The 23,319-nt window shown below is 61.2% G+C and carries 23 protein-coding genes; 15 read left to right on the forward strand and 8 right to left on the reverse strand.

Translation table 11 applies throughout. From position 1 onward, the window contains the following. Positions 1-74 precede the first annotated feature (74 nt). Positions 75-920, reverse strand: coding sequence for a Rieske (2Fe-2S) protein (locus tag GJR99_RS14435; protein ID WP_151113350.1), 846 nt, complete (start codon positions 918-920; stop codon positions 75-77). 221 nt (positions 921-1,141) lie between these two features. Between GJR99_RS14435 and ppc the strand changes: the two genes are divergently transcribed. Beyond that, positions 1,142-3,835, forward strand: coding sequence for a phosphoenolpyruvate carboxylase (gene ppc / locus GJR99_RS14440; protein ID WP_151113352.1), 2,694 nt, complete (start codon positions 1,142-1,144; stop codon positions 3,833-3,835). A gap of 446 nt (positions 3,836-4,281) precedes the next feature. On the opposite strand, the gene GJR99_RS14445 is transcribed toward ppc, so the two are convergent. Next, positions 4,282-5,082: an aldo/keto reductase gene (locus GJR99_RS14445; RefSeq protein WP_151113354.1), complete on the reverse strand. Its 801-nt coding sequence runs from the start codon at positions 5,080-5,082 to the stop codon at positions 4,282-4,284. A 376-nt stretch (positions 5,083-5,458) separates the two neighbouring features. Between GJR99_RS14445 and GJR99_RS14450 the strand changes: the two genes are divergently transcribed. The 12 genes from GJR99_RS14450 to GJR99_RS14505 all read left to right on the forward strand — a co-directional run bounded on the left by GJR99_RS14450 (position 5,459) and on the right by GJR99_RS14505 (position 16,564). Continuing rightward, positions 5,459-6,256, forward strand: coding sequence for a hypothetical protein (locus tag GJR99_RS14450; protein WP_151113356.1), 798 nt, complete (start codon positions 5,459-5,461; stop codon positions 6,254-6,256). Continuing rightward, positions 6,253-7,431: an inorganic phosphate transporter gene (locus GJR99_RS14455; RefSeq protein WP_151113358.1), complete on the forward strand. Its 1,179-nt coding sequence runs from the start codon at positions 6,253-6,255 to the stop codon at positions 7,429-7,431. Before GJR99_RS14450 ends, GJR99_RS14455 begins: the two co-directional genes overlap by 4 nt. 73 nt (positions 7,432-7,504) lie before the next feature. Next, positions 7,505-8,062, forward strand: a complete 558-nt coding sequence (locus GJR99_RS14460; protein WP_151113360.1) for a sugar O-acetyltransferase — start codon at positions 7,505-7,507, stop codon at positions 8,060-8,062. 127 nt (positions 8,063-8,189) lie between these two features. Further along, entirely contained in the window at positions 8,190-9,839 is a 1,650-nt protein-coding gene (gene pyrG / locus GJR99_RS14465) for a glutamine hydrolyzing CTP synthase (RefSeq protein ID WP_151113362.1), read from the forward strand. Continuing rightward, positions 9,839-10,756, forward strand: a complete 918-nt coding sequence (gene guaA / locus GJR99_RS14470; protein WP_151113364.1) for a glutamine-hydrolyzing GMP synthase — start codon at positions 9,839-9,841, stop codon at positions 10,754-10,756. The genes pyrG and guaA overlap by 1 nt, the downstream gene beginning before the upstream one ends. Beyond that, positions 10,753-11,073 carry a DUF7126 family protein gene (locus GJR99_RS14475; protein ID WP_151113366.1) on the forward strand — a complete coding sequence of 107 codons (321 nt, stop codon included), beginning with the start codon at positions 10,753-10,755 and terminating at the stop codon, positions 11,071-11,073. The genes guaA and GJR99_RS14475 overlap by 4 nt, the downstream gene beginning before the upstream one ends. Before the next feature lie 751 nt (positions 11,074-11,824). Next, positions 11,825-12,415, forward strand: coding sequence for a DUF4382 domain-containing protein (locus GJR99_RS14480; RefSeq protein ID WP_151113368.1), 591 nt, complete (start codon positions 11,825-11,827; stop codon positions 12,413-12,415). Positions 12,416-12,649: 234 nt separating this feature from the next. Continuing rightward, entirely contained in the window at positions 12,650-13,612 is a 963-nt protein-coding gene (locus GJR99_RS14485) for a beta-ribofuranosylaminobenzene 5'-phosphate synthase family protein (protein WP_151113370.1), read from the forward strand. 221 nt (positions 13,613-13,833) lie between these two features. Next, positions 13,834-14,670 (forward strand): RAD55 family ATPase, encoded by an 837-nt coding sequence (locus GJR99_RS14490; protein WP_151113372.1) that lies wholly within the window; start codon positions 13,834-13,836, stop codon positions 14,668-14,670. A gap of 74 nt (positions 14,671-14,744) precedes the next feature. Then, positions 14,745-15,683, forward strand: coding sequence for a hypothetical protein (locus tag GJR99_RS14495; RefSeq protein WP_151113374.1), 939 nt, complete (start codon positions 14,745-14,747; stop codon positions 15,681-15,683). Beyond that, positions 15,676-16,167, forward strand: coding sequence for a hypothetical protein (locus GJR99_RS14500; protein ID WP_151113376.1), 492 nt, complete (start codon positions 15,676-15,678; stop codon positions 16,165-16,167). The genes GJR99_RS14495 and GJR99_RS14500 overlap by 8 nt, the downstream gene beginning before the upstream one ends. Before the next feature lie 67 nt (positions 16,168-16,234). Continuing rightward, a complete protein-coding gene (locus GJR99_RS14505) occupies positions 16,235-16,564 on the forward strand; it encodes a transcription factor S (RefSeq protein WP_151113378.1) in 330 nt (109 codons plus the stop codon). A 91-nt stretch (positions 16,565-16,655) separates the two neighbouring features. Here the strand turns inward: GJR99_RS14505 and GJR99_RS14510 are convergent, their stop codons facing one another. Further along, positions 16,656-16,814, reverse strand: coding sequence for a hypothetical protein (locus GJR99_RS14510; protein WP_154326007.1), 159 nt, complete (start codon positions 16,812-16,814; stop codon positions 16,656-16,658). 292 nt (positions 16,815-17,106) lie between these two features. Between GJR99_RS14510 and GJR99_RS14515 the strand changes: the two genes are divergently transcribed. Beyond that, positions 17,107-17,385, forward strand: a complete 279-nt coding sequence (locus tag GJR99_RS14515) for a HalOD1 output domain-containing protein (RefSeq protein WP_151113380.1) — start codon at positions 17,107-17,109, stop codon at positions 17,383-17,385. 78 nt (positions 17,386-17,463) lie between these two features. Here the strand turns inward: GJR99_RS14515 and GJR99_RS14520 are convergent, their stop codons facing one another. Further along, positions 17,464-18,621 carry an MBL fold metallo-hydrolase gene (locus tag GJR99_RS14520; protein ID WP_151113382.1) on the reverse strand — a complete coding sequence of 386 codons (1,158 nt, stop codon included), beginning with the start codon at positions 18,619-18,621 and terminating at the stop codon, positions 17,464-17,466. 354 nt (positions 18,622-18,975) lie between these two features. Then, positions 18,976-19,584, reverse strand: coding sequence for an alpha/beta hydrolase (locus tag GJR99_RS14525; protein WP_151113384.1), 609 nt, complete (start codon positions 19,582-19,584; stop codon positions 18,976-18,978). A 54-nt stretch (positions 19,585-19,638) separates the two neighbouring features. Here GJR99_RS14525 and GJR99_RS14530 point away from each other — a divergent pair, with 54 nt between their 5' ends. Further along, the gene (locus tag GJR99_RS14530) at positions 19,639-20,460 is read left to right on the forward strand and encodes a PspA/IM30 family protein (protein WP_151113386.1); all 822 of its coding nucleotides are present in this window, start codon (positions 19,639-19,641) and stop codon (positions 20,458-20,460) included. Between the two features lie 130 nt (positions 20,461-20,590). Here GJR99_RS14530 and GJR99_RS14535 read toward each other — a convergent pair whose 3' ends face one another. From GJR99_RS14535 to GJR99_RS14545, 3 genes are all read right to left on the reverse strand, one after another. Beyond that, positions 20,591-20,998, reverse strand: a complete 408-nt coding sequence (locus tag GJR99_RS14535; protein ID WP_151113388.1) for a hypothetical protein — start codon at positions 20,996-20,998, stop codon at positions 20,591-20,593. 196 nt (positions 20,999-21,194) lie between these two features. Then, positions 21,195-22,232 (reverse strand): dipeptide epimerase, encoded by a 1,038-nt coding sequence (locus GJR99_RS14540; RefSeq protein WP_151113390.1) that lies wholly within the window; start codon positions 22,230-22,232, stop codon positions 21,195-21,197. Further along, complete coding sequence (locus tag GJR99_RS14545; protein ID WP_151113392.1) at positions 22,233-23,258, reverse strand: DUF1611 domain-containing protein; 1,026 nt, start codon at positions 23,256-23,258, stop codon at positions 22,233-22,235. Between the last annotated feature and the right edge of the window lie 61 nt (positions 23,259-23,319).

Here is a 23,319-nt window from a genome sequence, read left to right on the forward strand (position 1 = left end):
CCATAGACCGCGAAGCTACTATAGTACTGTTTACACGTCGGCCGAAAGCGAGGCCGAGAAGTTTCGGTCCGAGTTTACTCTTCGGGGCGCGGAAGTGCCGTAAAGAGCGTCTGGACGATAGAGAACGGGTCGTAGACGGACTGGTGGCACTGACAGTAGACACCGTCTTCTGCGTTGAACTTCGCGGCGTCGGCGGCCTGCTTGTATCCGGGGACACAGCAGAAGTGCGTACACTTGTTGAGCCACGCGATGACGCCCTGGTCGGTCGCGGCGGCGAGGAAGTCGTTTTCCTGTGCGGCCTCCTCGATACGCGTCGAGCGGAGCACCTGAATCGGCATCGTGTCTTCGGTGTCCTCCGAGCGCCACGTGCCGGTTGCGGGCTTGCCGAGACCGGACCGTCCGATACCGTTGCCCCAGGTCTCGTAGTCCCCGAAGTCCTCGATGTTCAGTCGGTCACCGACGCTGTAGGCATCTCGCTGCCAGTCGTATCCACCGCTGTCGGCGCGGAAGTAGTTGTCAGACTCGAAGTCCGGTGCCATGCCCTCGTAGGCCTGCACACCGCAGTACTGGAACCAGGCTTGCGAGTAAGTGACGCCTGTCCCTTTGAAGTCGTCAGTCTGTGCGACCTGGGCTTCGACACCTCCCTGGGTAATCGTCTGCACCTCTGGCCAGAGACCCTTGATGTATCCCTCGCTGTCGATTTCGATGGGAATCACCGGCATGCCGCGCGGAGCGGGTCCGGCAGTGTTCTCGATTGCGTACGCTTGCGTCGGACCGCCACCGGCACCCGGTGAGACCGTTGCACTGTTGATTGCGGCCGCGCCAGTCGTTCCCACGCCAGCGAGCGCCGCGCCCCCGACGACGCCCTTGACGAACCGACGACGACCCGAATCGGCGGGGTACTTGTCGCTATCGCTCATACCCTGAAGTTCGACCCGTCCAGTAAAAGCGTGACGAATCCACCGTGTTAGTTCGTCCCACGAAATCCACACCTCAGTACTGTGGGGTGGCGAAATCGCGGTCCGACGTCGCCGCAGAGAAATTCACCAGTCGTTTACAAACGTTCGTTTACAACGTAGCTTCGGGCAATTTTTCGACCATACTCGTGGCCTTTTACAATGTGTACTCGTATCTGTGTAGTATGAGACTGCATACCAGAGACGTCCGGCAGGACGTCCGCGAGCTTGGGGCGTTGCTCGGGGACGTACTGGAGGCACAGACCTCCACGGCGTCGTTCGAAACTGTCGAAGAACTTCGGCAGGCGGCCATCGCCTATCGCAAGGGCGAGTCTGGGTCCCGCGAGACACTGTACGACGTGGTGGGTGACCTCGACCCGGAACGTGAGAGCGTCGTCGCGCGTGCGTTCACGACCTACTTCGAACTCATCAACCTCGCAGAAGAGCGAGAACGAGTCCGAGTGATTCGAGAAGCGTCGCAGGAAGGAACACTCGAAGACGGCATTCTCGACACGCTCGACGAACTCCACGACGAAGAAGTCGACGAGGAACTCCTCGGGCGCGTCCTCGAAGACGTCCTCATCGAACCGACGTTCACGGCACACCCGACAGAGGCACGTCGCAAGACCGTCAAGGCGAAACTTCGGTCGATAGCGAACCGATTAGAGACGCTCGACGAACGCCGCCTCACCGACCTCGAGAGCGACCAGGAGTGGCGCCACGTCGTCGCAGAAGTGACGAGTCTTTGGCAGACCTCGCAGGTTCGGAACCGTCGTCCCGAACCGACAGACGAGGCACGAAACGTCCAGTGGTACCTCGAAAACATCCTCTTCGACGTCGTCGGAGAAGTGTACGAAGAACTCGAAGAGGAGTTCCACAAGGAGTATCCGAATCTCGACGTGCCGAAACTGTTCGAGTTCCGGTCGTGGGCCGGGTCCGACCGCGACGGCAACCCGTTCGTCACGCCAGAAGTCACAGAAGAGACGCTCGCTCGACAACGGAGCGTCGCCCTCGACAAGTACAGAGATTCACTCAAGCGACTCTCGGGTGTGCTGAGTCAGGACGCGACGCGAATCGACCCCGGTCACGAACTCGAACGGTCGTTGAAAGCCGACCGCGAACTCCTCCCTGTCGTTGCGGAAGAAGCGGACGAACGGTACCCCGACGAACCGTACCGGCAGAAACTGAAACTGATGCGCGAGCGCCTCCGCCGCATCGAGGACGTTCGACCTAACGGCTACAGCAACGCGAGCGAACTCATGGCCGACCTCGAAGTCATCGACGGCAGTCTCCGCACCGTCGGTGCCCAACAGGTCGCCGACGTGTACGTCGAGCCGTTGATGCGACAGGTCGACACGTTCGGCTTTACGCTCGCCAGTCTGGACCTCCGTGACCACCGCGAGAACCACACCGAAGCGGTCCACGAGGCGCTCGACCACGAAGGAATCGACTACTACGGTCGGTCGGAGGCCGAACGTGTCGAAGTGCTCACCGAGGCGATTCTCCAGAACGAACCCGTCATCGACCTCGAAGAGCCCGGTGACATCTCGGAGACTGCCCAGCGCGTCCTCCGTCGGTTCCGCAAACTCGGCGAGTGGCAGCGCGAGTACGGCGTCGCCGCTATCGACACCTACTGCATCTCGATGACGGAAGAACCGTCTCACGTCCTCGAAGTGCTCTTCTTGGCCGACCAGGCGGGCGTCGTCTCGCTGCCGGACCACTGCGGTATCGACGTCGTCCCGCTGTTAGAGACCGAGTCGGCGCTGAACGGCGCACGCCGTATCATGGGCACGCTGTTCGAAAACGAGGCCTACGAACAGGCGCTCGTCGCTCGGAACAACGTCCAGGAGATTATGCTGGGCTACTCCGACTCGAACAAAGAAAACGGATTCCTCGCGGCCAACTGGGACCTCTACAAGAACCAGCGTCGGCTCGCAGACATCTGCGACGATTTCGACGTGACGATGCGGTTGTTCCACGGGCGTGGCGGGTCTATCTCCCGTGGGGGCGGCCCGATGAACGAAGCGATGTTGGCGCTTCCGAACGAGACCATCACCGGCCAAATCAAGTTCACCGAACAAGGCGAAGCAATCGCGGAGAAGTACGCCAACCCGCGAATCGCCGAGCGAAACCTCGAACAGATGCTCAACGCCCAGATTCGCGCCCGGTTGAACGCGATTCGGGAACCAGAAGAACACGTCCCCGAGCGGTGGGTCGAAGCGATGGATACGATGGCCGCCGCCGCCCGTCAAGAGTACCGTGACCTCCTCGAATCTGAGGGCTTCGTCTCCTACTTCGAACAGGCCACGCCGATCACCGTCATCGAGGAACTCAACCTCGGGTCGCGCCCCGCGTCTCGGAGCGACGAGCGAACCGTCGAGGACCTCCGCGCCATCCCGTGGGTGTTCTCGTGGACGCAATCGCGGTGTATCCTCCCTGGCTGGTACTCGCTGGCGGAAGGTGTCAACGCCTACCTCGACGACGGTGGCGACCTCGAAACCGTCCGCGAGATGTACGACGAGTGGCCGTTCTTCCGCAGTGTGCTCGACAACGCCGCGATGTCGCTCGCCCGCACCGACCTCGAAATCGCCGCCGAGTACGCGAACCTCGCCGAGGACAACCTCCGAGACGAGTTCTTCCCACGACTCGAAGCAGAGTACGAGTCGGCGGCCTCCATGATGCTCGACATCAGCGGTCGGAGCAGTCTCCTGAAACGCGAGTGGCTCGAAGAGAGTCTCCAACGGCGGAACCCCTACGTCGACCCGCTGAACCTGCTACAGACGCATCTCCTCTCGCAGACGCACCGAACCGACGAAGAAGAACGAACCCTTCGGCTCACCGTCAAAGGAATCGCCGCAGGGATGAAAAACACGGGATAGGTCGACCCCTCGGCCACCACCGAGACCTTCGGCCTATCCGTGGGACATCACGCGCGGCGCAAGTCGTACGCGTTCGAGCAGACCGGGCAGGTCTCCCGCGCGATACGATATTCACTCTTTAGTCGTTGGCGAACACCGTCGAAGTCGGCGTCACCTTCGTATCTCGATTCCACTTGTTGTCCACAGTGTGGGCACACCACCACCACCGACGACATACTCGAACAAACGGGATTATTCGACATATATGTTTACCCAGATTGCGGCGTGTTTGCACTTGACTAGCTAGTACCTCGAAAACGAGAGTTAGAAGCGCTCTAGACGTAGAATTAGAGAATGTAAATCAGGATATTTTCGTGCTTGATGCTACGAACAAAACCCGTCAAAACTTGATAAATCAAGCCCCAATCGTCGATAACCCGCCATCAGCCCTGATATCCCAGACGAGGTCAGACCCGGTTCCACGGTGCACTCTCGAAGTCGACGATTCGGTGGTCTCTGTCGAGCGCGTCGATGGCGGTGAATTCGGCTTCGTCGAGGTCGAGGTCGAGTGCATCGAAGTTGTCGCGGATGTGGTCGGGGGAGGCAGCCTTCGGAATCGGAGTCGCACCCTTCGCCATCACCCACGCGAGCGACACCTGTGCGGGGGAGACGCCGTGGTTCTCGGCGATTTCGACGATGGTGTCGTTCTCTGCGACTTCGTTTCGAGCGATGGGTGAGTAGGCGACGAGATGGTGGTCGTACTCGGTTGCGAGTTCGCGAAGTTCGGTCTGCTGGAGAAGCGGGTGCATCTCGACCTGATGGGCGAACACCGGCGCGTCGAGGTTCTCGATAGCCGATTCGAGTTGGTCGGGGCGGAAGTTACTCAGGCCGACGTTGGCGACGAGGCCCGCTTCGACGAGTTCGTCCAGAGCAGTCAGTGTCTCGTCTTCGTCGTAGGTGTTGAGCGGCCAGTGGACGTACAGCAGGTCGATAGTCTCGACGCCGAGTTTCTCGGCCGATTCGTGGGCCGTCTCTATCGCGTCGTCGTAGCCGAGATTTGCAGGCTTGAGTTTCGTCGCCACGAACACGTCGTCGACGTCGACGTCGGATTCAGCGAGTGCTTCGCCGACGTACTCCTCGTTGTCGTACATCTGGGCCGTGTCGACGTGGCGGTAGCCGACGTCCAGCGCAGTGGTGACGGCGTCGATACACTCGTCGCGGTCTTCGAGTTTGTACGTCCCGAAGCCGAGTTGCGGGAACTCCTTCATACGAGAGTAGACTGGGTCCGGAGGTTCAAGTTCTGCGGTTGCGGTAGTCGGTGTGGCGTCTGCCTCCGGACGATGGGGGTGACGCCGGAACGCACACCGAGATTGGTCGGACGAGTGCTGAATCGCGGGCGCGTATCTTGTAGTGGTCATCTCCGAGTGACGGCAGCCTCGAACTGATAGACTGGGGTGACCTGCCCTGTGTCACCGTAACTCCGAGAGTCGGTGTCACTCGACCGACCCAGGCACTCTCGTCCGAGCGAGATGTCTTTGCCAACTTTCTTCCACGAGGGGTGTGTGTATCTGGTATGCGTTTTTCTACACTTATCGAGTCACGGTTCGTTCACCCAGGGAAGGTGGCCTTCGGTCCGGGTGCGCCGTGAACCCGAGTCGCGTCGACTCCATCGTCGACTTGACTTACGGGCTGTTGATTGCGGTGTCGGTCGGACTGATAGTCGTCGCCGGGAACACCATCGGACTAGCGTTTGGGTTCGGGGTGTTGGTCTCGTACGTCCTCCACGTCGTCTGGAAGATGGCCCGTTTCGACCCGAACTGGATGACGACGGCGGTCAAGGAAACTGTCGAAGAGACCGTCAACGAGACGGTGGAAAAGACGGTCGGTGAGACCGTCGAGAAGACGGTAGACGAGACGGTGGACAAGACGGTTGAAGAGAAGGTCGGTGAAACGGTCGAAAAGACAGTTGGTGAAACGGTCGAGAAGACTGTCGGTGAAACGGTCGAGAAAACGGTCGGAGAGACGGTAGATAAGACAGTTGGGGAGACGGTCGAAAAGACGGTCGAAGAGAAGGTCGGTGAAACGGTCGAGAAAACGGTCGAAGAGAAGGTCGGTGAAACGGTCGAGAAGACTGTCGGTGAAACGGTCGAGAAAACGGTCGGAGAGACGGTAGATAAGACAGTTGGGGAGACGGTCGAAAAGACGGTCGAAGAGAAGGTCGGCGAAACTGTCGAGAAGACTGTCGAAGAGAAGGTCGGTGAAACGGTCGAGAAAACGGTCGGTGAAACTGTCGAGAAGACAGTTGGGGAGACGGTCGAAAAGACAGTTGGAGAGACAGTCGAAAAGACCGTCGAAGAGAAGGTCGGCGAGGAAGTAGAGAAGACCCTCGAAGAACAGAGAGCGGCCGAGAACGCAGACGACGAGGAAGACGAGGACCGATGATAAGCCTCCTCCTCGTCGCCGGCGTCCTCGTCGCCATGTTCGTCGCGTACAACATCGGTGGGTCGACCACAGGACCGGCGTTCGGGCCGGCCGTCGGTGCCGACGCCATCTCCAAGCCCGTCGCCGCGGCGCTGATGGGTGTGTTCTTCTTCATCGGTGCCTGGACGCTCGGCCGAAACGTCGTCACCAAACTCGGCACTGAACTGGTCGTCGACACCAGTGTCTTCACGCTCGAATCCTCTATCGCGGTTCTCTTCTTCATCGGAGTCGCGCTGCTGGTCGGAAACGTCTTCGGCGTGCCGGCGTCGACGTCGATGACTGCCGTGGGTGCAATCGCCGGCCTCGGACTGGCCGGTGGCGTCCTGGACCTCGCCGTGATGGGGCAAATCGTCATTTGGTGGGTCGTCTCGCCCATCATCGGCTTCTGGGTCTCGTTGGTCATCGGCCGATACTTCTACGCGCGACTGAACGGGATGGTCGCGATGGAGCGCAGTACGGGGCCGCTGTTCGATGTCGACCGGTCCGGGCCCGTCCCGATTCCGCGGGTCCACCGGACGACCAACCGCCGGGAGCTGGGCGGGACGTTCACCGTCGTCGCTATCGGCTGTCTGATGGCCTTCTCCTCGGGGACTTCGAACATCGCCAACGCGGTCGCACCGCTGGTCGGCAGCGGCGAACTAGCGATGAACCCGGCCATCGCCTTCGGTGGGCTCGCCGTCACCGTCGGCGCGTTCACCATCGCCCGACGGACCCTGGAGACGATGGGGAGCGACATTACGGAACTCCCCCTGACGGCGGCCATCGTCGTCGCGGCAGTCTCCTCGACGCTGGTCGTCTTCCTCTCGGCGCTCGGCATCCCCGCGAGTTTCGTCATCATCGCGACGATGTCCATCGTCGGGTTGGGTTGGGGCCGGGCGACTCGGCCGATGACCGCCCCCGAGTTAGTCGCCGGCGACGGTGGAGCACCGGTCACGGTCAACGCGCTGGCGGCCGACGAGGAGGGCGAGACGCTGCCACCCATCGGCAAGGAAGACATCGAAGACATCCCCAGTCCGGGGGCGCTGTTCAATCCCGTGACGACTGCACGGGTCGTCTTGATGCAGAACGTCGTGCCGGCCATCGCGACGGTCGGGTCCTATCTCACGTTCCGGTTCGTCCCTATATTCGGGTTCTAAGTCGCCTCCAGCGACGACTCGAACAGTATCCTAACTGACGCACATACATACCCCTCCCCCGAGAACAACCGGTATGCCCTCAGAGAAAGAGAAGATGCTCGCCGGCGAGTTGTACGACTCGACGGACCCGGAACTCCAGGCGGAACAGGAGCGTGCGCGGCGATTGACCCGCCTGTTCAACGAAACCGACGAGACGCAACCCGACCGACGCGAGGAACTCGTCCGCGAACTCTTCGGCGAGGTTGGTGATGGACTCCACGTCGAACCGACGTTCAAGTGCGACTACGGCTACAACATCAGCGTCGGCGACGACTTCTTCGCCAACTTCGACTGCGTCTTCCTCGACGTCCGCCCGATTACCATCGGCGACAACGCCCTCCTCGGGCCGGGCGTCCATATCTACACCGCGACCCACCCGCTCGACGCGGCAGAGCGAATCAAAGGCCCCGAGTCGGCCGAACCGGTCACCATCGGCGACAACGCGTGGATTGGCGGCCGAGCGGTCGTCAACCCCGGTGTCACCATCGGCGACGACGTGGTTGTCGCCTCGGGCGCAGTCGTGACGAAAGACGTGCCAGACAGTGTGGTCGTCGGTGGGAATCCCGCACGCGTCGTCAAAGAGTTGGACTGACTACCGAATCGAGTGACAGGCCATCCGCGTTCCGTCTCGCGATTCCTCAGATATCGGCCATGTGCGGGCCTCTGGCACACGGTGTGTGCTCCGAAATCGTTTTGAAGGACGCTCGCACACGGTCAGTATGCCGACGGACGAATACGACCCAGAGATGGGGCGCAAGTTCATTTTCGTAACCGGGGGTGTCATGTCCGGCCTCGGGAAGGGTATCACGGCCGCGAGCACTGGCCGACTCCTGAAAAACGCCGGGTTCGACGTCACCGCAGTCAAAATCGACCCGTATCTGAACGTCGACGCGGGGACGATGAATCCCTACGAGCACGGCGAAGTGTACGTGCTGAAAGACGGCGCGGAAGTCGACTTAGACCTCGGAAACTACGAGCGCTTCCTGGGTATCGACATGACCGCCGACCACAACATCACGACGGGGAAGACCTACCAGCACGTCATCCAGAAGGAACGCGCCGGTGACTACCTCGGAAAGACGGTCCAGATTATCCCGCACGTCACCGAGGACATCAAGCGCCGCATCCGCGAGGCGGCCGAGGGCACCGACGTCTGTATCGTCGAAGTCGGCGGCACCGTCGGCGACATCGAGTCCATGCCGTTCCTCGAATCCCTCCGCCAGTTCGCATCCGAGGAAGAAGACGGCGACGTGCTCTTTACGCACGTGACGCTCGTCCCCTACTCGAAGAACGGCGAGCAGAAGACAAAGCCCACACAGCACTCGGTCAAGGAGCTCCGGAGCATCGGTCTCCAACCCGACATTCTCGTCGGCCGCGCGGACGACAAACTCGAACCCGAGACGAAGACCAAGATCGCGCAGTTCTGTGACGTGCCGGACGCCGCCGTCTTCTCGAACCCCGACGTTCCGGACATCTACCACGTCCCGCTGATGGTCGAAGAAGAAGGCCTCGACGACTACGTGATGGAGCGACTCGGTATCTCCGACGAAGCGCTTCCGAAAGCAGAACGCGACAGTCGCTGGCGCGAACTCGTCACCGCCGACCGCACCGGGTCGGTCGATATCGCCCTCGTCGGCAAGTACGCGCTCGAAGACGCGTACATGTCCATCCACGAAGCGCTCAAGCACGCCGGCATCGAGTGCGGCGTGGACGTGAACATCCTCTGGGTCGACGCCGACGAGATGGACGACAAACACGAAGCGCGCCTGAAGGACGCCGACGGAATCGTCGTCCCCGGCGGCTTCGGGTCGCGTGGCACCGACGGCAAGATAGACGCTATCCGCTACGCCCGCGAGAACGACGTTCCGTTCCTCGGCCTCTGTCTCGGGTTCCAGATGGCCGTCGTCGAACAGGCGCGCAACGTCCTCGGCCACGAAGGCGCCCAGTCGACGGAACTCGACGCCGACACGCCCTACCCGGTCATCGACCTGCTTCCCGAACAGTACGAGGTCAACGACATGGGAGGGACGATGCGCCTCGGCGCACACGACACCGACATCGAGGCAGGCACCCTCGCAGAGGCGGTCTACGGTGACACGTCCTGTACGGAACGCCACCGCCACCGCTACGAGGTCAACCCCGAACTCATCGACGAGCTCGAATCCGAAAGCCTCCGGTTCTCCGGACGCGCAGACAACCGTATGGAGATTCTCGAACTGACCGACCACCCGTTCTTCTTTGGAACCCAGTTCCACCCCGAATTCCGTTCCCGACCCGACCGCGCAAGCCCGCCGTTCGTTGGCTTCCTGCGCGGCGTTCTCGGCGAACTCGACGCACGTGAACTCGACAACGAAGAGGTGACAGCATAATGGTAAACGTAGACGAATTCATCGAAGACGCAAAAGAATCGATTCGCGAACAGATTGGAGACGAGCACGCCATCATCGCCCTCTCGGGCGGTGTGGACTCCTCCGTCGCCGCAACCCTCGCGTACGAGGCAGTCGGCGAGCAACTCACGCCGGTCTACGTCGACACCGGCCTGATGCGCAAAGGCGAGACCGAACAGATTGCAGAGACGTTCTCCTTCATGGAGAGCCTCCGCGTCGTCGACGCCGAAGAGCGGTTCTTCGAGGCGCTGGAAGGCGTCATCGACCCCGAGGAAAAGCGCGCCGTCATCGGCGAGCAGTTCATCCGCGAGTTCGAACGCGAGGCGAAAGACACCGACGCCGAGTTCCTCGTCCAGGGGACCATCTACCCCGACCGTATCGAGTCCGAAGGCAACATCAAATCGCACCACAACGTCGGTGGCCTCCCGGACGTCGTCGACTTCGAGGGTATCGTCGAACCCGTTCGTGACCTCTACAAAGACGAGGTTCGCGAGGTCGCTCGTGCCCTCGGTCTCGAGTCTATCATCGCCGAGCGCATGCCATTCCCCGGTCCGGGCCTCGCGGTCCGTGTCCTCGGTGAGGTCACGCCCGAGAAGGTGCAGGTGGCCCGCGAGGCGTGTCACATCGTCGAAGACGAGACCGAGAAGCACGACCCGTGGCAGGCCTTCGCCGCGGTCATCGGCAAGGGTACCGGCGTCAAGGGTGACAACCGCGTCCACGGCTGGATCGTCTCGGTTCGCTCCGTGGAGTCGCGTGACGGCATGACCGCTCGCGCACAGGAACTCCCGTGGGACACCCTCCAGCGCATCCAGTCGCGTATCACCGGCACGAACGAGAACGTCGCCCGCGTCGTCTACGACGTGACCCACAAACCACCGGCGACCATCGAGTACGAATGACGACGGCAGTCGTCGCGGGGGCAGACCCCGACGGACTCGGTGAAGCCCTCGAAGCGGAAGGTGCGACTGTGGTCCGCGTCGTCGGCATCGCCTCCGCCGACTCGCTCACCGAAGCGGGTATCGACGAGGCCGACCTGCTCGTCCTCACCGACATGGACGACGCGACGGCTATCTCGGTGGCGAAGGAACGCAACCCGGACGTTCGTGTCGTCACCTACTCGCGTGACTCCCTGCCGGAGTTCGCGAAGGGACAAGCCGACCTCGCCGTCGACCCCGAACTCCTCGCCGCCGACGTGGTCGCCGAGGAAATCGTCTAAGCGAGTCGGAGTCTCCGACTACTCCGATTCTCCGACCACTCCGACCAATCCGATTCTCCGACCACTCCGACCACTCCGATTACTCCTGAACTCTCGTCTCGCTCTTTTCTGCTCACTCTCGGTTGGTAGTCACCCCTCGTCGGAAGCGACGCTCCACTCGTCACACGAACCGCCGTCTGAGCCCGAAGCCATGGGCGGTCTGCGTCGGAATCTGTGATAAACCTTCGTCCGACCGCGGGGGGTGGACAGCGGCGTGTATTCGTCGTGGCCGCCGTTCGCTTCGTCACTCCATTCGTTCGATTCCTTACCGCCGTTCGCTTCGTCACACCCCCCAGCTACGCGCGGCACCCCGCACGATTACCCCCTCACTGGCTCTGGGTCGAAACCCGGCGCAATCCAGTGGCGACGGACCGAATTGGGAGTTCATTTTCGACGAAAATCGGCGAAAATCGGCTCGAATAGCGGCTACTCACAGGCCAACGAGCGCAACCCAGTGTAGCGATTTCCACCCTTCAATACCCCGGCGTCCTCAGCCAGGAGTGCCGCGACGCGCCAGACGCTTGCCCTCCCACACCACCCGCAAGCGCGGCACGTCGTGGAACACGGCTAGCAGGCCGTCGCATGAGTATGTCCACTCATCCCCCCTTTGGTCGCACGACGCGACGGGCGGTCACGAGTGGAACACGAACCGAACTGCAACACGAACATCCGAAACGAACCGCGATACCCCGCAGATTACACTGATATCACAATGACACTGAACCGACGAGATTTCGTCAAGAGCGCCGCAGGAATCGCTGCCGCAAGTACAGTTGGAGTCGCCGGCTGTATGGGCACCGCCTCCGCGAAGACTGGAACGCTCTCTACCCGCGTGAGCGACAGACCCGGTGACATCGGCGACTTCGAATCCTGTCTAGTGACGCTCTCGACGATTCGCGCCAAACCGACCGACGGCGAGGCACAATCGTTCGACGTCGGAGAGACGGAAGTCGACCTCGTCGACCTCCAAGGCGACGCTTCGGCCCTCGTCGAAGACGTCGACGTAGAGACTGGCACGTACGAGTTCCTCCAACTGGAGGTCAGCGAAACAGACGCGACACTCACCGACGGGTCCGAGGCGACGCTCGAAGTCCCCGGTTCTGCACCCCTCAAGTTCGAACGGTCGTTCGAAATCCGGGCAGACGAGACGACGACGTTCACCGCCGACTTCACCCCCGTGAAAGCCGGCAACGCCGGGAAGTACGTCCTCCAACCCGTCGCGGAGGAGGTGACGGTGAGGTACGAGTCAGAAGAGACGGCCGAGGACGAGACGACTACGAACGAGACCACCACCAGCGAGTAGGTTCCCTCCCCCGTCTGACGCACCACTCGCCCTCCACAGTTCACATCTGCCCCCGAGGCCCTCCACCCACACCGGTTCCCGCTACCACCTCGTCTCTTCCTAACCGTACACCTGCCCCGTCTGCCCTCCAAATCCCCTCCGTTCCTTCTAATTCGGACGACTGCGTGTACAGATGCCGGCCCTCGTTGCCATTGTCGCAACTGCCTTTATCAGTGGTCTCTGACCTCCGGTGACATGGTACGGGTCTCGGCCGGGGGACGAATCCACTTCGGCTTCCTCAATTTGAGTCTCTCTCGCGACAGATTGTACGGTGGTCTGGGCGTCGGGCTCGACGAGCCACAGGTGACCGTTTCGGCCGAACCCGCTACCGACGTCCACTGTCGCCATCCCGACGCGCGCGAGTACGCCGAGCGGGCGGTGGATCTCCTCGACGTTCAGGGGGCGAACGTCGACGTCGACCGGGCGCTGCCGCGGCACGCCGGTCTCGGAAGCGGGACACAACTCGCACTCGCCGTCTTGCAGGCGGTTGCAACTGCGACGGAGACGACTGCCGACGTTCGCCGCCTCGCTCCGGAGATGGGACGCGGCGGTCGGTCCGGTGTGGGTGTCGCCTCGTTCGAACGAGGCGGCGCTATTCTCGACGCTGGCCATCCGACCGCTCGGTTCACCACCGACCGCCCGGAAGACGGGTCGTGGACCGTCCCTGCCGTCGCGGCACGGCACTCGGTTCCCGACAACTGGCGATTTCTGCTCGTCGTTCCAGACGTCGAACCGGGTCGGAACGGCGCGTCCGAAGAAGCCAGTATGCGGTCTGTCGTCGAACGCGCCGACCCGGTGACGAGCGACCGAATCGCTGGCATCGTCACCCGGCGACTCCTCCCAGCACTCGCAGAAGGGTCCGCAGAACGGTTCGGCGAGGCAGTCGAATCGGTCGGTCGACTCAACGGAACGTGGTACGCCGACGAACAGGGTGGCGTCTACCGACCACCAGTCGGTGCACTCGTCTCGTCGCTCTCGGAGTCGCCCGCAGTGTACGGAGCAGGGCAGTCGTCGTGGGGGCCGACGGTCTACGGCGTGACCGACGTCGACCACGTCGACGAAGCGATAGCCGCCGGGAACGCAGCGCTCTCGGCCGCGGGAATCGAAGGAACAGTAACTGTCGCTCGCGGTCGGAACCACGGCGCGACTATCGAGTGATGGTCAGTCCCGGTTCCAACTGTACAGCGTGCGCGACTCCTGAAGAACAGCGTACTCGACTCCTGAAAGACAGCGTACTCGACTCCTGAAAGACAGCGTACGCGACTCCTGAAGAACAGCGTACTCGACTCCTGAAAGACAGCGTACGCGACTCCCGACAGAGCAGTGCGTCACCCGTCGCCCCCGAAACGACTAACCTTCGTGGTTGAGTCGAGTTCGGCATGCGCTCTATCCCCTTCGGGATCCCTCGACTCGACAGCATCATCGGCGGGGGAGCACCACCGGGAAACGTCGTCCTCCTCGCGGGAGAGTCTGGTGCCGGTGCTCGTGAGTTCCTCTACACGAGTGTGACGATGAACGCACTCTCGCAGGCAGACGAGGACCTCTTCGACCTACACTACGGCACGTTGGACGAGAACGCCAGTCCGCCTCCCGAGATTCACTACGTCTCGTTTACGTCCGGAGAAGACCACCTCCGCCAGGAGATGCTGTACACGATGGACGACGAGATGGTCGACGCCGCGATAGACAACATCGAATTCCACGACCTGTCGCCCGAATACTTCCAGTTGAGTCCGATTCCGCGGGAGTGGTATCTCGGAGAACCGACCCAGTTGGAGGACCTCGGACACAGACAAAACCGTGAGTCGGTCTTGGCTTCTTTCGGGAGTACACTCAGTGAACACGCCCCCGAAAATCTCGTCGTCATCGACTCACTGACAGACCTCGTCGCAGGGCGGTCAGACGACATGAAGTGGGCAGACATCACCATGGTGATGAAAGGACTCGAAAAGGCGTCACACCAGTGGGGCGGACTCATCTTGGTTCTCGTCAGTACCGAGGCCGTCTCGGATAGAGAACTCGGCATCCTCAAAGGGGCGACAGACGGAACACTGCAGTTTTCGTGGGAGACCGGTGGGTCCAAACGTGCACGGACCATGGTCGTCCAAGAGTTCCGCGGCGTCCTCTCGCAACTGGAGAGTGAGAACATCGTCCAGTTCGAGACGGAGATTAACGAGAGCGGCCTCGACGTGAGCGACGTTCGGAAGATTCGCTGACGACCGCGACGATTGCCGAGTCGTTCTCGGGCGGCGATAGTTCTTAAACCCTTGTAGACGAAGCACCAGTGAGAATGGACGGGGATGCTGGAGTGTCGTTGCCGGAGGGCCTCCAAGAGTGGGTCGACGAACGTGCCGAAGCACAGGACGTCGACTCGGTGACGATACTCGCGCGAGCGATCAACACGTATCGCCTCGCAGTGACCGATACGGGGACGTCTCTCGACGAAATCGAGTCGGTGTCGGACCGGCTCGACAGTGTCGAGGGGCGCGTCGATGGGCTCGAAGGAACTGTCCAAGAGAAGATAGACGACGTTCGGATGCGAGTCGTCCAGGTAAAACGGGAGACCGACGGGAAGGCACCCCGAGACCACGACCATCCGGACCTGCGTGAGGGGCTGGACCGAGCAACTGCTGATATCGAAACGCTCCGCGACCAACTCACCGAGGTCGAATCGCGCGTCGACGCGGGGTTCGACAACTACGAAGAGATACTCACGTATCTGGACGAGACGACCACAGACCTCGACGAACACCTCGGCGTCGTCGCACAGTCACTGTTGAATCTCCGGTCACGCGCTGCCGATATCGAGGCGGCGGAACTGGAGCGGAAAGCGCTCGGGGACCTCTTGCGCCTCGCGAACGACACGGGCGAACGGAAGGCACTGTGTGACGACTGTGGCGAGACGGTCCACTTGGACCTGCTCACAGAGCCTCGGTGTCCAGCGTGCCGGTCGGCGTTCGAAGACCTGTCTCCGTCGAAAGGGTTCTTCGGGTCTGCGACGCTCCACACCGGCAACCCACCTGCGCTGGAAGCAGCAACAACAGAGAGAGACGACGTATCGGCACTCTTCGAAGAAAGAGACACCGCGGAGCTAGAGTCCGAGGCTGAAGACGCGGAGGGTGACGTCGGTAACACCATCGAATCGGACTCAGACACCGACTCCGCCGTCCACCACGAAGACCAAGCGACGCACGAGGCGACAACGGGGAGCAAAAACGACGATGACTGACGAAACGACCGACGACACGTCGGGAGACGACACACCGACTGAAGCACCACCGACCGAACAAACCCAAAGCGACGGCAGTGCAGACGCCGGTCGGGAGAACGAAGACACCGCGCCGCTGTCAGACCTCGCAGCGCGTGTTTCGGCACGACGGTCCCGTTCCGAACCCGACTCTGCCGACCGCGAGGAGTTGTTCGAGGAGGTCTCTGTCTCGGAACTGGCTGACGACGACGTGTGGACGGCCCTTGTCGAAACAGAGGGAGACGGTGACGAAGACGTTGGCGTCGGTACCGAGGCAGAACCCGTGGACGAAGCAGAGGGGCTTTCTGACTACATCGTCCCCAAAGCCGAGTTCTGCCACCGCTGTGAGTACTTCGGTGCCCCTCCGACCCTCGGGTGTGGTCACGACGGAACTGCAATCGTCGAAGTCGTCGATTCCGACCACTTCCGCGTCCGAAACTGTCCGATGGTCGAAGACGACGACTGAGTTTTCTCGTCTCCCGTTCGGGGTGTGGAGTGACAGATTCTTGGTGCCGCGCCCGTTACCGCCGAGTATGCAATTCTGCGACGAGTGCGGGTCGATGATGGTCTCACAGGACGGGGAGATGACCTGTACGAACGACGACTGTGGCGCGACCACCGAGCGCGACGAAGAACTGGCCAAGCAGTTCGTCTCGACCGAAGCACAGTCGAATGACGAACTCATCGAGACAGAAGAGGGTGCGGAGTTCGAGGGTAAGCCCACCGCCAAAGACGTTCACTGCGACGAGTGTGGGCACACAGTCGCGTGGTACACCATCAAACAGACGGCGTCTGCGGACGAACCGCCGACGCGCTTTTTCAAGTGCAAAGAGTGCGGCTATCGGTGGCGAGAGTACAACTGAGATTCCATCTCGGTTCCCCAACCGGGTCGCAGAGTCTGTCCAGCGTCTCCGACGCTCCGCTCGGACCACGATACACGCCCAAAAATCCGAATCACGCAGGAACCGTCGTATCCGTTCCCGCGGCCTCGATTGCCTTTTTCTCGCGCTGCACTTCGAGTGCTCGACGGTGAGCGAGTCGAATTACCTCCTGCCACGGGAGGGCAACGACCATCTCGTCGCCGCGCAGTTCATTCGTCGTGGTTTCGGTCATCTTTCCCCACCATACGTATATTCGCGTGTCAGCGAGATAGTCGTTTTTCGCTGTCTCGAAGACCATCCTGACAACGAGGAATTACTAGCCTATTGTCATTAGTAGTTGACATTCTGTATTCTCGCGAGGATATATCGAGTGAAACCTGTCATACCGCAGTTCAGATTGGTGGAAAACCGACAGACGTGGCCACATTCTCTCGATTCTGGAACCATAGCGAACCATACGTATAGATAAGACATAGAGAATCTCAGAGCAGTACAGGGAGACGCCTGCTCGAGTAAGATTGTCCATGAACACAGCAACTTTCCCCTCCAAACCAGACGTAGAGAGACGATTGCGGCCTGGCCGAGACGTACTGACCAAGACCATCGTCGACTTAGCGATGGAACTCGACGTCGACCCGAGAGCACAGTCCAAACGGCTTCAGGACGTGATAGACCTCGATGCCTTGTACGCGCTCGTGAAAGACCCAGACGAACCAGAAACCGATATCCAGGTGTCGTTCAGAATCTGGGATATCACGTACGTCGTGACGCCAACGTCGGTGGCGGCGACGAAACTGCATTGAAGCGGGCGTTCGAAATCGGGCGACTGGACCGAGGCATCGACACCGAACGGTACCGGACTGGTCACCGCGTCGGCGAGATTACTGCGTCATCGATTCTTGACTGGCCGCACAGTTGTTCGGCCCGAGTTCGAGTTGGAAGGCGACGTAGTTCGGCGTGTCGACCTGGCCGAGGTTGGTCTGGATAATCTGTTCGTGGTTCGAGGGACGCGGTGGGACGTCGGCGGTGATGTACTCGACGAACTCCGCTTCGGGCATCGAAAGGGCGTCCATCTTCGACTTCAACTCTTCGAGCGTCGCGGTGTACGACCCGTCGTTTGCCGGGACGGCACTGTCGCTGTAGTGGGCCGGGGCGACGACAGTCTCGTCGCCGAGCGTGAGGATGCGATTTTGGAGCGAGTCGTAGAGGGTTGCGGCCATGTCGGACGCACCGTCGTCGCCGTCTTCGAGGTCCGGGCGAGCGACGCTCTCGGTGAAGAGCCCGTCACCGCTGAGGAGGACGGCATCGTCGACGAGGAACGACGTCATACCGGAGGTGTGGCCAGGTGTGTGGACGACGTCGATACTGCTGTTGCCGACCGAAATCACGTCGCCGTGGGCGACAGTTTCGTACGCGACGTCGTAGTCGATTCCGCGGGCGACGGCCGGGTCAGGGACGACGACGTCGGCCGACGAGCGCGTCGCAAACGCTCTGACCCCGCTGATGTGGTCGGCGTGGACGTGGGTGTCGACGGCGGTGGTTATCTCTGCACCGTACTCGCGGGCGACTTCGATGTAGTTGTCGACGAACGCGAGAAGCGGGTCCACGACGACTGCCTCGTCGTCCGACAGAACCATGTAGGCGAGACATCCACTCGAGGGGCGACTGAACTGGAGAACCGTCGCATCTGTGTCCGTCTCGAGTTCTTGGTAGACGTAGAGGTTCGCCCACCCGTTCATCCCGTACTGGAGGTTCTTAGCGTCGATACCCGACTGCTGGAGCAACTGAACCGCCATCTGACTCGTCTGACCGGATGCACAGACCGCGACGACCTCACCGTTCGATGCACCGTTGAGAAGCTTCGTGGGGTCGACCGTCTGCAGTTGCATCAACGGCACGTTTACGGCTTCGACGTTGTCACCGTCGATGTGCCACTCGTCGAAATCGTGGGGGCCGCGCACGTCCACGATCGTGACGTCAGCACCGCTGTCGATGGTCTCTTTCAGTTCCTGTGGCTGGATACTTGGGATGGTCGCCATTGTGTCGTATCCTCAGATGTGGTTCGACCGACTATAAGAGTTGCCTTAGTATTGGGGGTGTAAAGCAATACATTGGTGTTCGGACGTTGGGGCATGGGCGACTGTGAGATAGCTCTCGGGTCACAAAATCCCACTTTTCGAGGCTCAATTCCCAACTCTGGTAGATTTCGGGGATCCCAGACCATCAGTGAACCGGGCTATCGACTCCACTCACCGCCGAGTATCTTGTTCAAAAGCCACAATCTTCTCTGGCAGACGGACTGCGTACGAGCCCTCGAACAGAGCGTGAGCAAACTGACGTGTGTCGTCTCGGGCGACACACTGAAAACCGAACTGCCAACGCCTGCAGCCGAATTACTCGACTGGAGAGAGATTCGGAACGAGGAACTCAGTCACTGCGGCGGCGACTTTCTCGGTCTGACCGACGAAGAAGTGGTCTGCAGCGAATTCGACGGTCGATTGGTGATACTCGGTTGCGCAACCGACGACGGGTCGCCAGTCTGCGATGTCGTCGCGCGTGCCGTAGACGACCTGTACCGGCACGTGAATCTGGTCGAACACATCGGTCACGTCGAGGTCGGCGGCGAGACGTGCTGCGGGGCCGAGAGCAGACACTGCGTCGATATCGACGCCGTCAGCGGCCGTGAGCAGTGCCATCGCGCCACCGAAACTGAATCCGAACAGTCCGACGTGGTCGTATCGTTCGTTCGCCCACGCGACTGCGTTTCGGGTGTCGACGCGCTCGCCGTACCCCTCGTCCCACTCCCCGTAGTCGAACCGGAGGCAATCGATACCGTTCGCACGGACCGCGTCGCTCACTGCCGAGAGGCGAGCGTCCCCGCGGTGTCCGCCGTGTTGGGGATGTGGTGGACACGCGACGACGACAGCGTCCGTGGCGTCGTCGGACTCGTCGAGTGTCGCCCGTACGTCTCGGCCACCTGGAACGAGAATCGTATCGGTCATATCAACCTCTTACGCTGGTGAGGTTTTAAGCCGAGCGTCGCGTACTTAGTGGGTATGGGAATTCTCTCTCGCGCCTCGTACGTCATCCGCTCGAAAATAAATGCCCTCCTCAACCGCGCAGAGGACCCAACGGAGACGCTCGACTACTCCTACGAGAAGATGCGCGACGAACTCCAGCAGGTCAAACAGGGCATCGCGGACCTCACGACACAGAAGAAGCGACTGGAGATTCAGAAGCGACGTCTCGAAGAGAACGTCGAGAAGCACAACGACCAAGCGCGCCAAGCCGTCCAGCAGGACCGTGAAGACCTGGCGCGAAAGGCCCTCGAAAAGAAGCAGGCCAAGATGAACCAAATCGAGGAGCTCGACAGCCAAATCGCGCGCCTGCAGGATACACAGGACACCCTCGTCCAGAAGAAAGACGAACTCCAGAGCCGTATCGAGGAGTTCCGCACGAAGAAGGAGACGATGAAGGCACGCTACGAGGCGGCCGAAGCGTCGAGTCGCGTCTCCGAGGCGATGTCCGGCGTCGGCGACGAGATGGCCGACGTGGGTCGCGCGCTCGAACGTGCCGAAGAACGCACCGACGAGATGGAAGCCCGCTCGGCGGCGATGGACGAACTCATGGAGTCTGGCGCGCTCGACGACGTGCTGTCGGACAAGGACTCTATCGAGCGTGAACTCGAAGCGGGCCGCACCAACGCGGAAGTCGATGCCGAACTGGAGACACTGAAAGCCGAGATGGGCAAGTCCTCCGCGCCGGCCGAAGAAGAAGCGGCCGACGCCGAGGTCGACGTCGACGTCGAAGAGGAAGTCGTCGACGAAGAGGTCGAAGCCGAACTCGAAGAACTGAAGAACGACGAAGAGTCGTCCTGAGGCTCACACTCACGGTGTGAGACGCACGTTTTGGGGTGAATATCCCCGGTGTAAGTCTATCGTTGCTTCGTTGCTTCGTTTTCACTAACTCGCCCGACTAGTCCAGAAAAACACGTGCTGTTCGTTCCGTTCAGGCTTGTGCCGACGAACCTCCGAGGAAGGCTTTCGTCAGGATGGACAAGCCGAACAGAACCACGACCAGTGGCCACGTCAACGTGAAGCCAGCGAAGCCACCGAGACCGATGAGTAAGAAAATCGCGGTCCAGAAGTAATCGTCAGTCGTTGGGTTTGGGTAGTCCGGAGAAGAGAGACGAACCGCTCCGAGCAAGAGCGCGTACGCCCCGACTCCAACGAACAGCCAACTCCAGATGTCCCCCTGCGCGATTTGTGGGAGCACTCCCAGATTATCGGCCGCAAGGAGGACGCCGACTATGACGACGACACCGCCCCAGAAGAGAGCATCAAACTGCTTTTTCACGGAGCTCACTTGGGAGTCGTCTTGCTGGTACAGTTCCTCAGTTCCGGCTTGGGTTTGCATTTCACTCACCTCGTTGGTGTTTTGGTCCACACGCCACGCAGTGGACGCTCCGAGACGCGCAGACACCGCATGATAACATATGTCACAGACCAACATATCGATATCAGTTCGTTTCTGAGATGCGAGAAAAATACAGGACAAATTACTGTCCGGGGGTCGGACACGTGAACGGTTGATTCGGCCGGGTGAACGGCTGTTACTTCTTCTGTGCGCCGGTCCCGGCCCGGTCGAGGGCCTCGAGGTCGATTGCACCGTTCGGCATCGGGACGCCCTCGTAGGGGTCGTCGGCGAGGAGGAGCGACCCGTCGAGGTCCGCGTAGTCGAGAAGCGGTGCGAGATGACACCCAGCGGCGATAGCGGCGTTCGTCTCTATCATGCACCCGAGCATGACTTCGAGGCCGTGGGCACGCGCCGTGTGAATCATGCGTTTGGCTTCGGTGAGACTGCCGCACTTCATCAGTTTCAGATTCGCGATATCGACGCGGTCTGCTATCTTCGGGATGTCGTCGACGGTGATACAGGACTCGTCGGCCGCGATGGGGAGCGCCGAGTGGTCGTAGACGTACTTCAGGCCCTCGTAGTCCTCGGCGGGGACGGGTTGTTCGACGAACTCGACACCGTAGTCAGCGAGGAACTTGCTCATCTTCACGGCCTCACGGGGCGTCCACGCCTCGTTGGCGTCGACGCGGATGGTGACGCCGGGTGCTTCGTCGCGGACCGCCTCGATTATCGCTTTGTCGCGCCCAGTTCCGACCTTCACTTTGAGGATATCGTAGCCGGCCTCGTATGCGTCTGCGGTCTTCTCGCGCATCGTCTCGAGGTCGTCGAGACCGATGGTGAACGACGACGACGGTGTCCGTTCGGGGTCGAGCCCCCAGAGTTTGTAGAGCGGGACGCCGAGTCGCTTTGCCGCGAGGTCGTGGAGGGCGATGCTCACGGCGGTTCGAGCGGCCGGGTTGCGCCGGACCGTCTCGGCCAGTTGGCGTTCGATGCGGTCTATCGCGTGCGGGTCTCCGACTCGTTCGACGACGTCGAGTAGCTTCGGGAGGACCGCTTCGACGGTGTCTGCGGTCTCACCGTAGTGTACCGACGGTGCGGCCGCACCCACGCCCGTCATTCCACCTTCGTCCTCGATTCGGACGACGACGTTTTCTGCCTCTGTCTGCGTCCCACGGGAGATTCCGAAGGGGTCTGCCAGTTGCATCGAGATTCGCTCGAACTCTGTCGAGAGCATTCAGAACACCTCGTCGACGAAGTCGGCGGCGTCCTGTCGGACGGGGTCGACAGCGGGGACGCCCAGTTCGTCGGCGTAGGCTTCGACTTCGGCGGCGGCCTCGTCGTCGTCCTCGACGTTCGAGGTGTTGAGCGCGCCGCCGACGATTTCAGCCTCGTGGACGGGGGCGGCGAGGTTCTCGTAGAGTGAGACGTAGTCGGAGAGTGGTGGGAGTTCGAACGACTCGTAGCCGTGAATCGCCTCGCGGGTGGACTCGTGACAGAGAACCAGCTTGTCGGCCATCGACCCGTGGAGGATTCCACACGTGACCGCAGAGTAGGCCGGGTGGACGATGCTCCCCTGTCCTTCGACGAAGAGAACGTCGTACTCGTCGCCTTTCTCGAGAATCATCTCTTCGACCGACCCGGCGGTGAAGTCGCTGACGACCCGGTCGACGGGGTTGCCCCACCCGGCGATCATGATGCCGGTCTGGCCGGTCGGGATGAACCCAGCGTCGATACCCTGCTCGCGGGCGGCCTCCACGAGTTCGAGCGAGACGGTCATCTTGCCCACAGAGCAGTCCGTGCCGACGGTGAGGACGACTTCTGCGTCGACGTCGCCGGCGACGCCCTTCGCGACGCCGATGTCGTCGTGTGGCTTGCGAACGTCGTTGATTTCACAGTCGTGTTCGGCCGCGAGTGCGGCGAACTCCTCGTCGTCGTTCAGGAAGTAGTGGAGGCCGGCGATGACGTCACACCCGCGTTCGAGTGCGGTTCGGACATCGTCGCGCCACGTCTCGTCGAATCCGCCGCCGATAGGTGCGATTCCCACGAGGAGTGCGTCCGCGTCTGGGGCGTCGGCCATCGAGGCGACGATGGGGACGTCGGGGAGGTCACGGCGGTGGTCCGCCGTGGAGGTGCCGGGTTTGTCCCGGTCGAGGACGGCAACCACGTCGTAGTCGGCGTATTTGAGAACGCCTGTGGCGGTCTTCGCACGGTCAGGAAACTTCTCGTGTGCAAGGACGACGACTCGTTGTGGGTCGCTCATGTTGGATGCCACTATCTCCCACCCTATAAGGTCGGGCGATTTGGCAGTGACTGTCGAGAAC

This window comes from Haloferax marinum (assembly GCF_009674625.1).
Lineage (GTDB): Archaea > Halobacteriota > Halobacteria > Halobacteriales > Haloferacaceae > Haloferax > Haloferax marinum.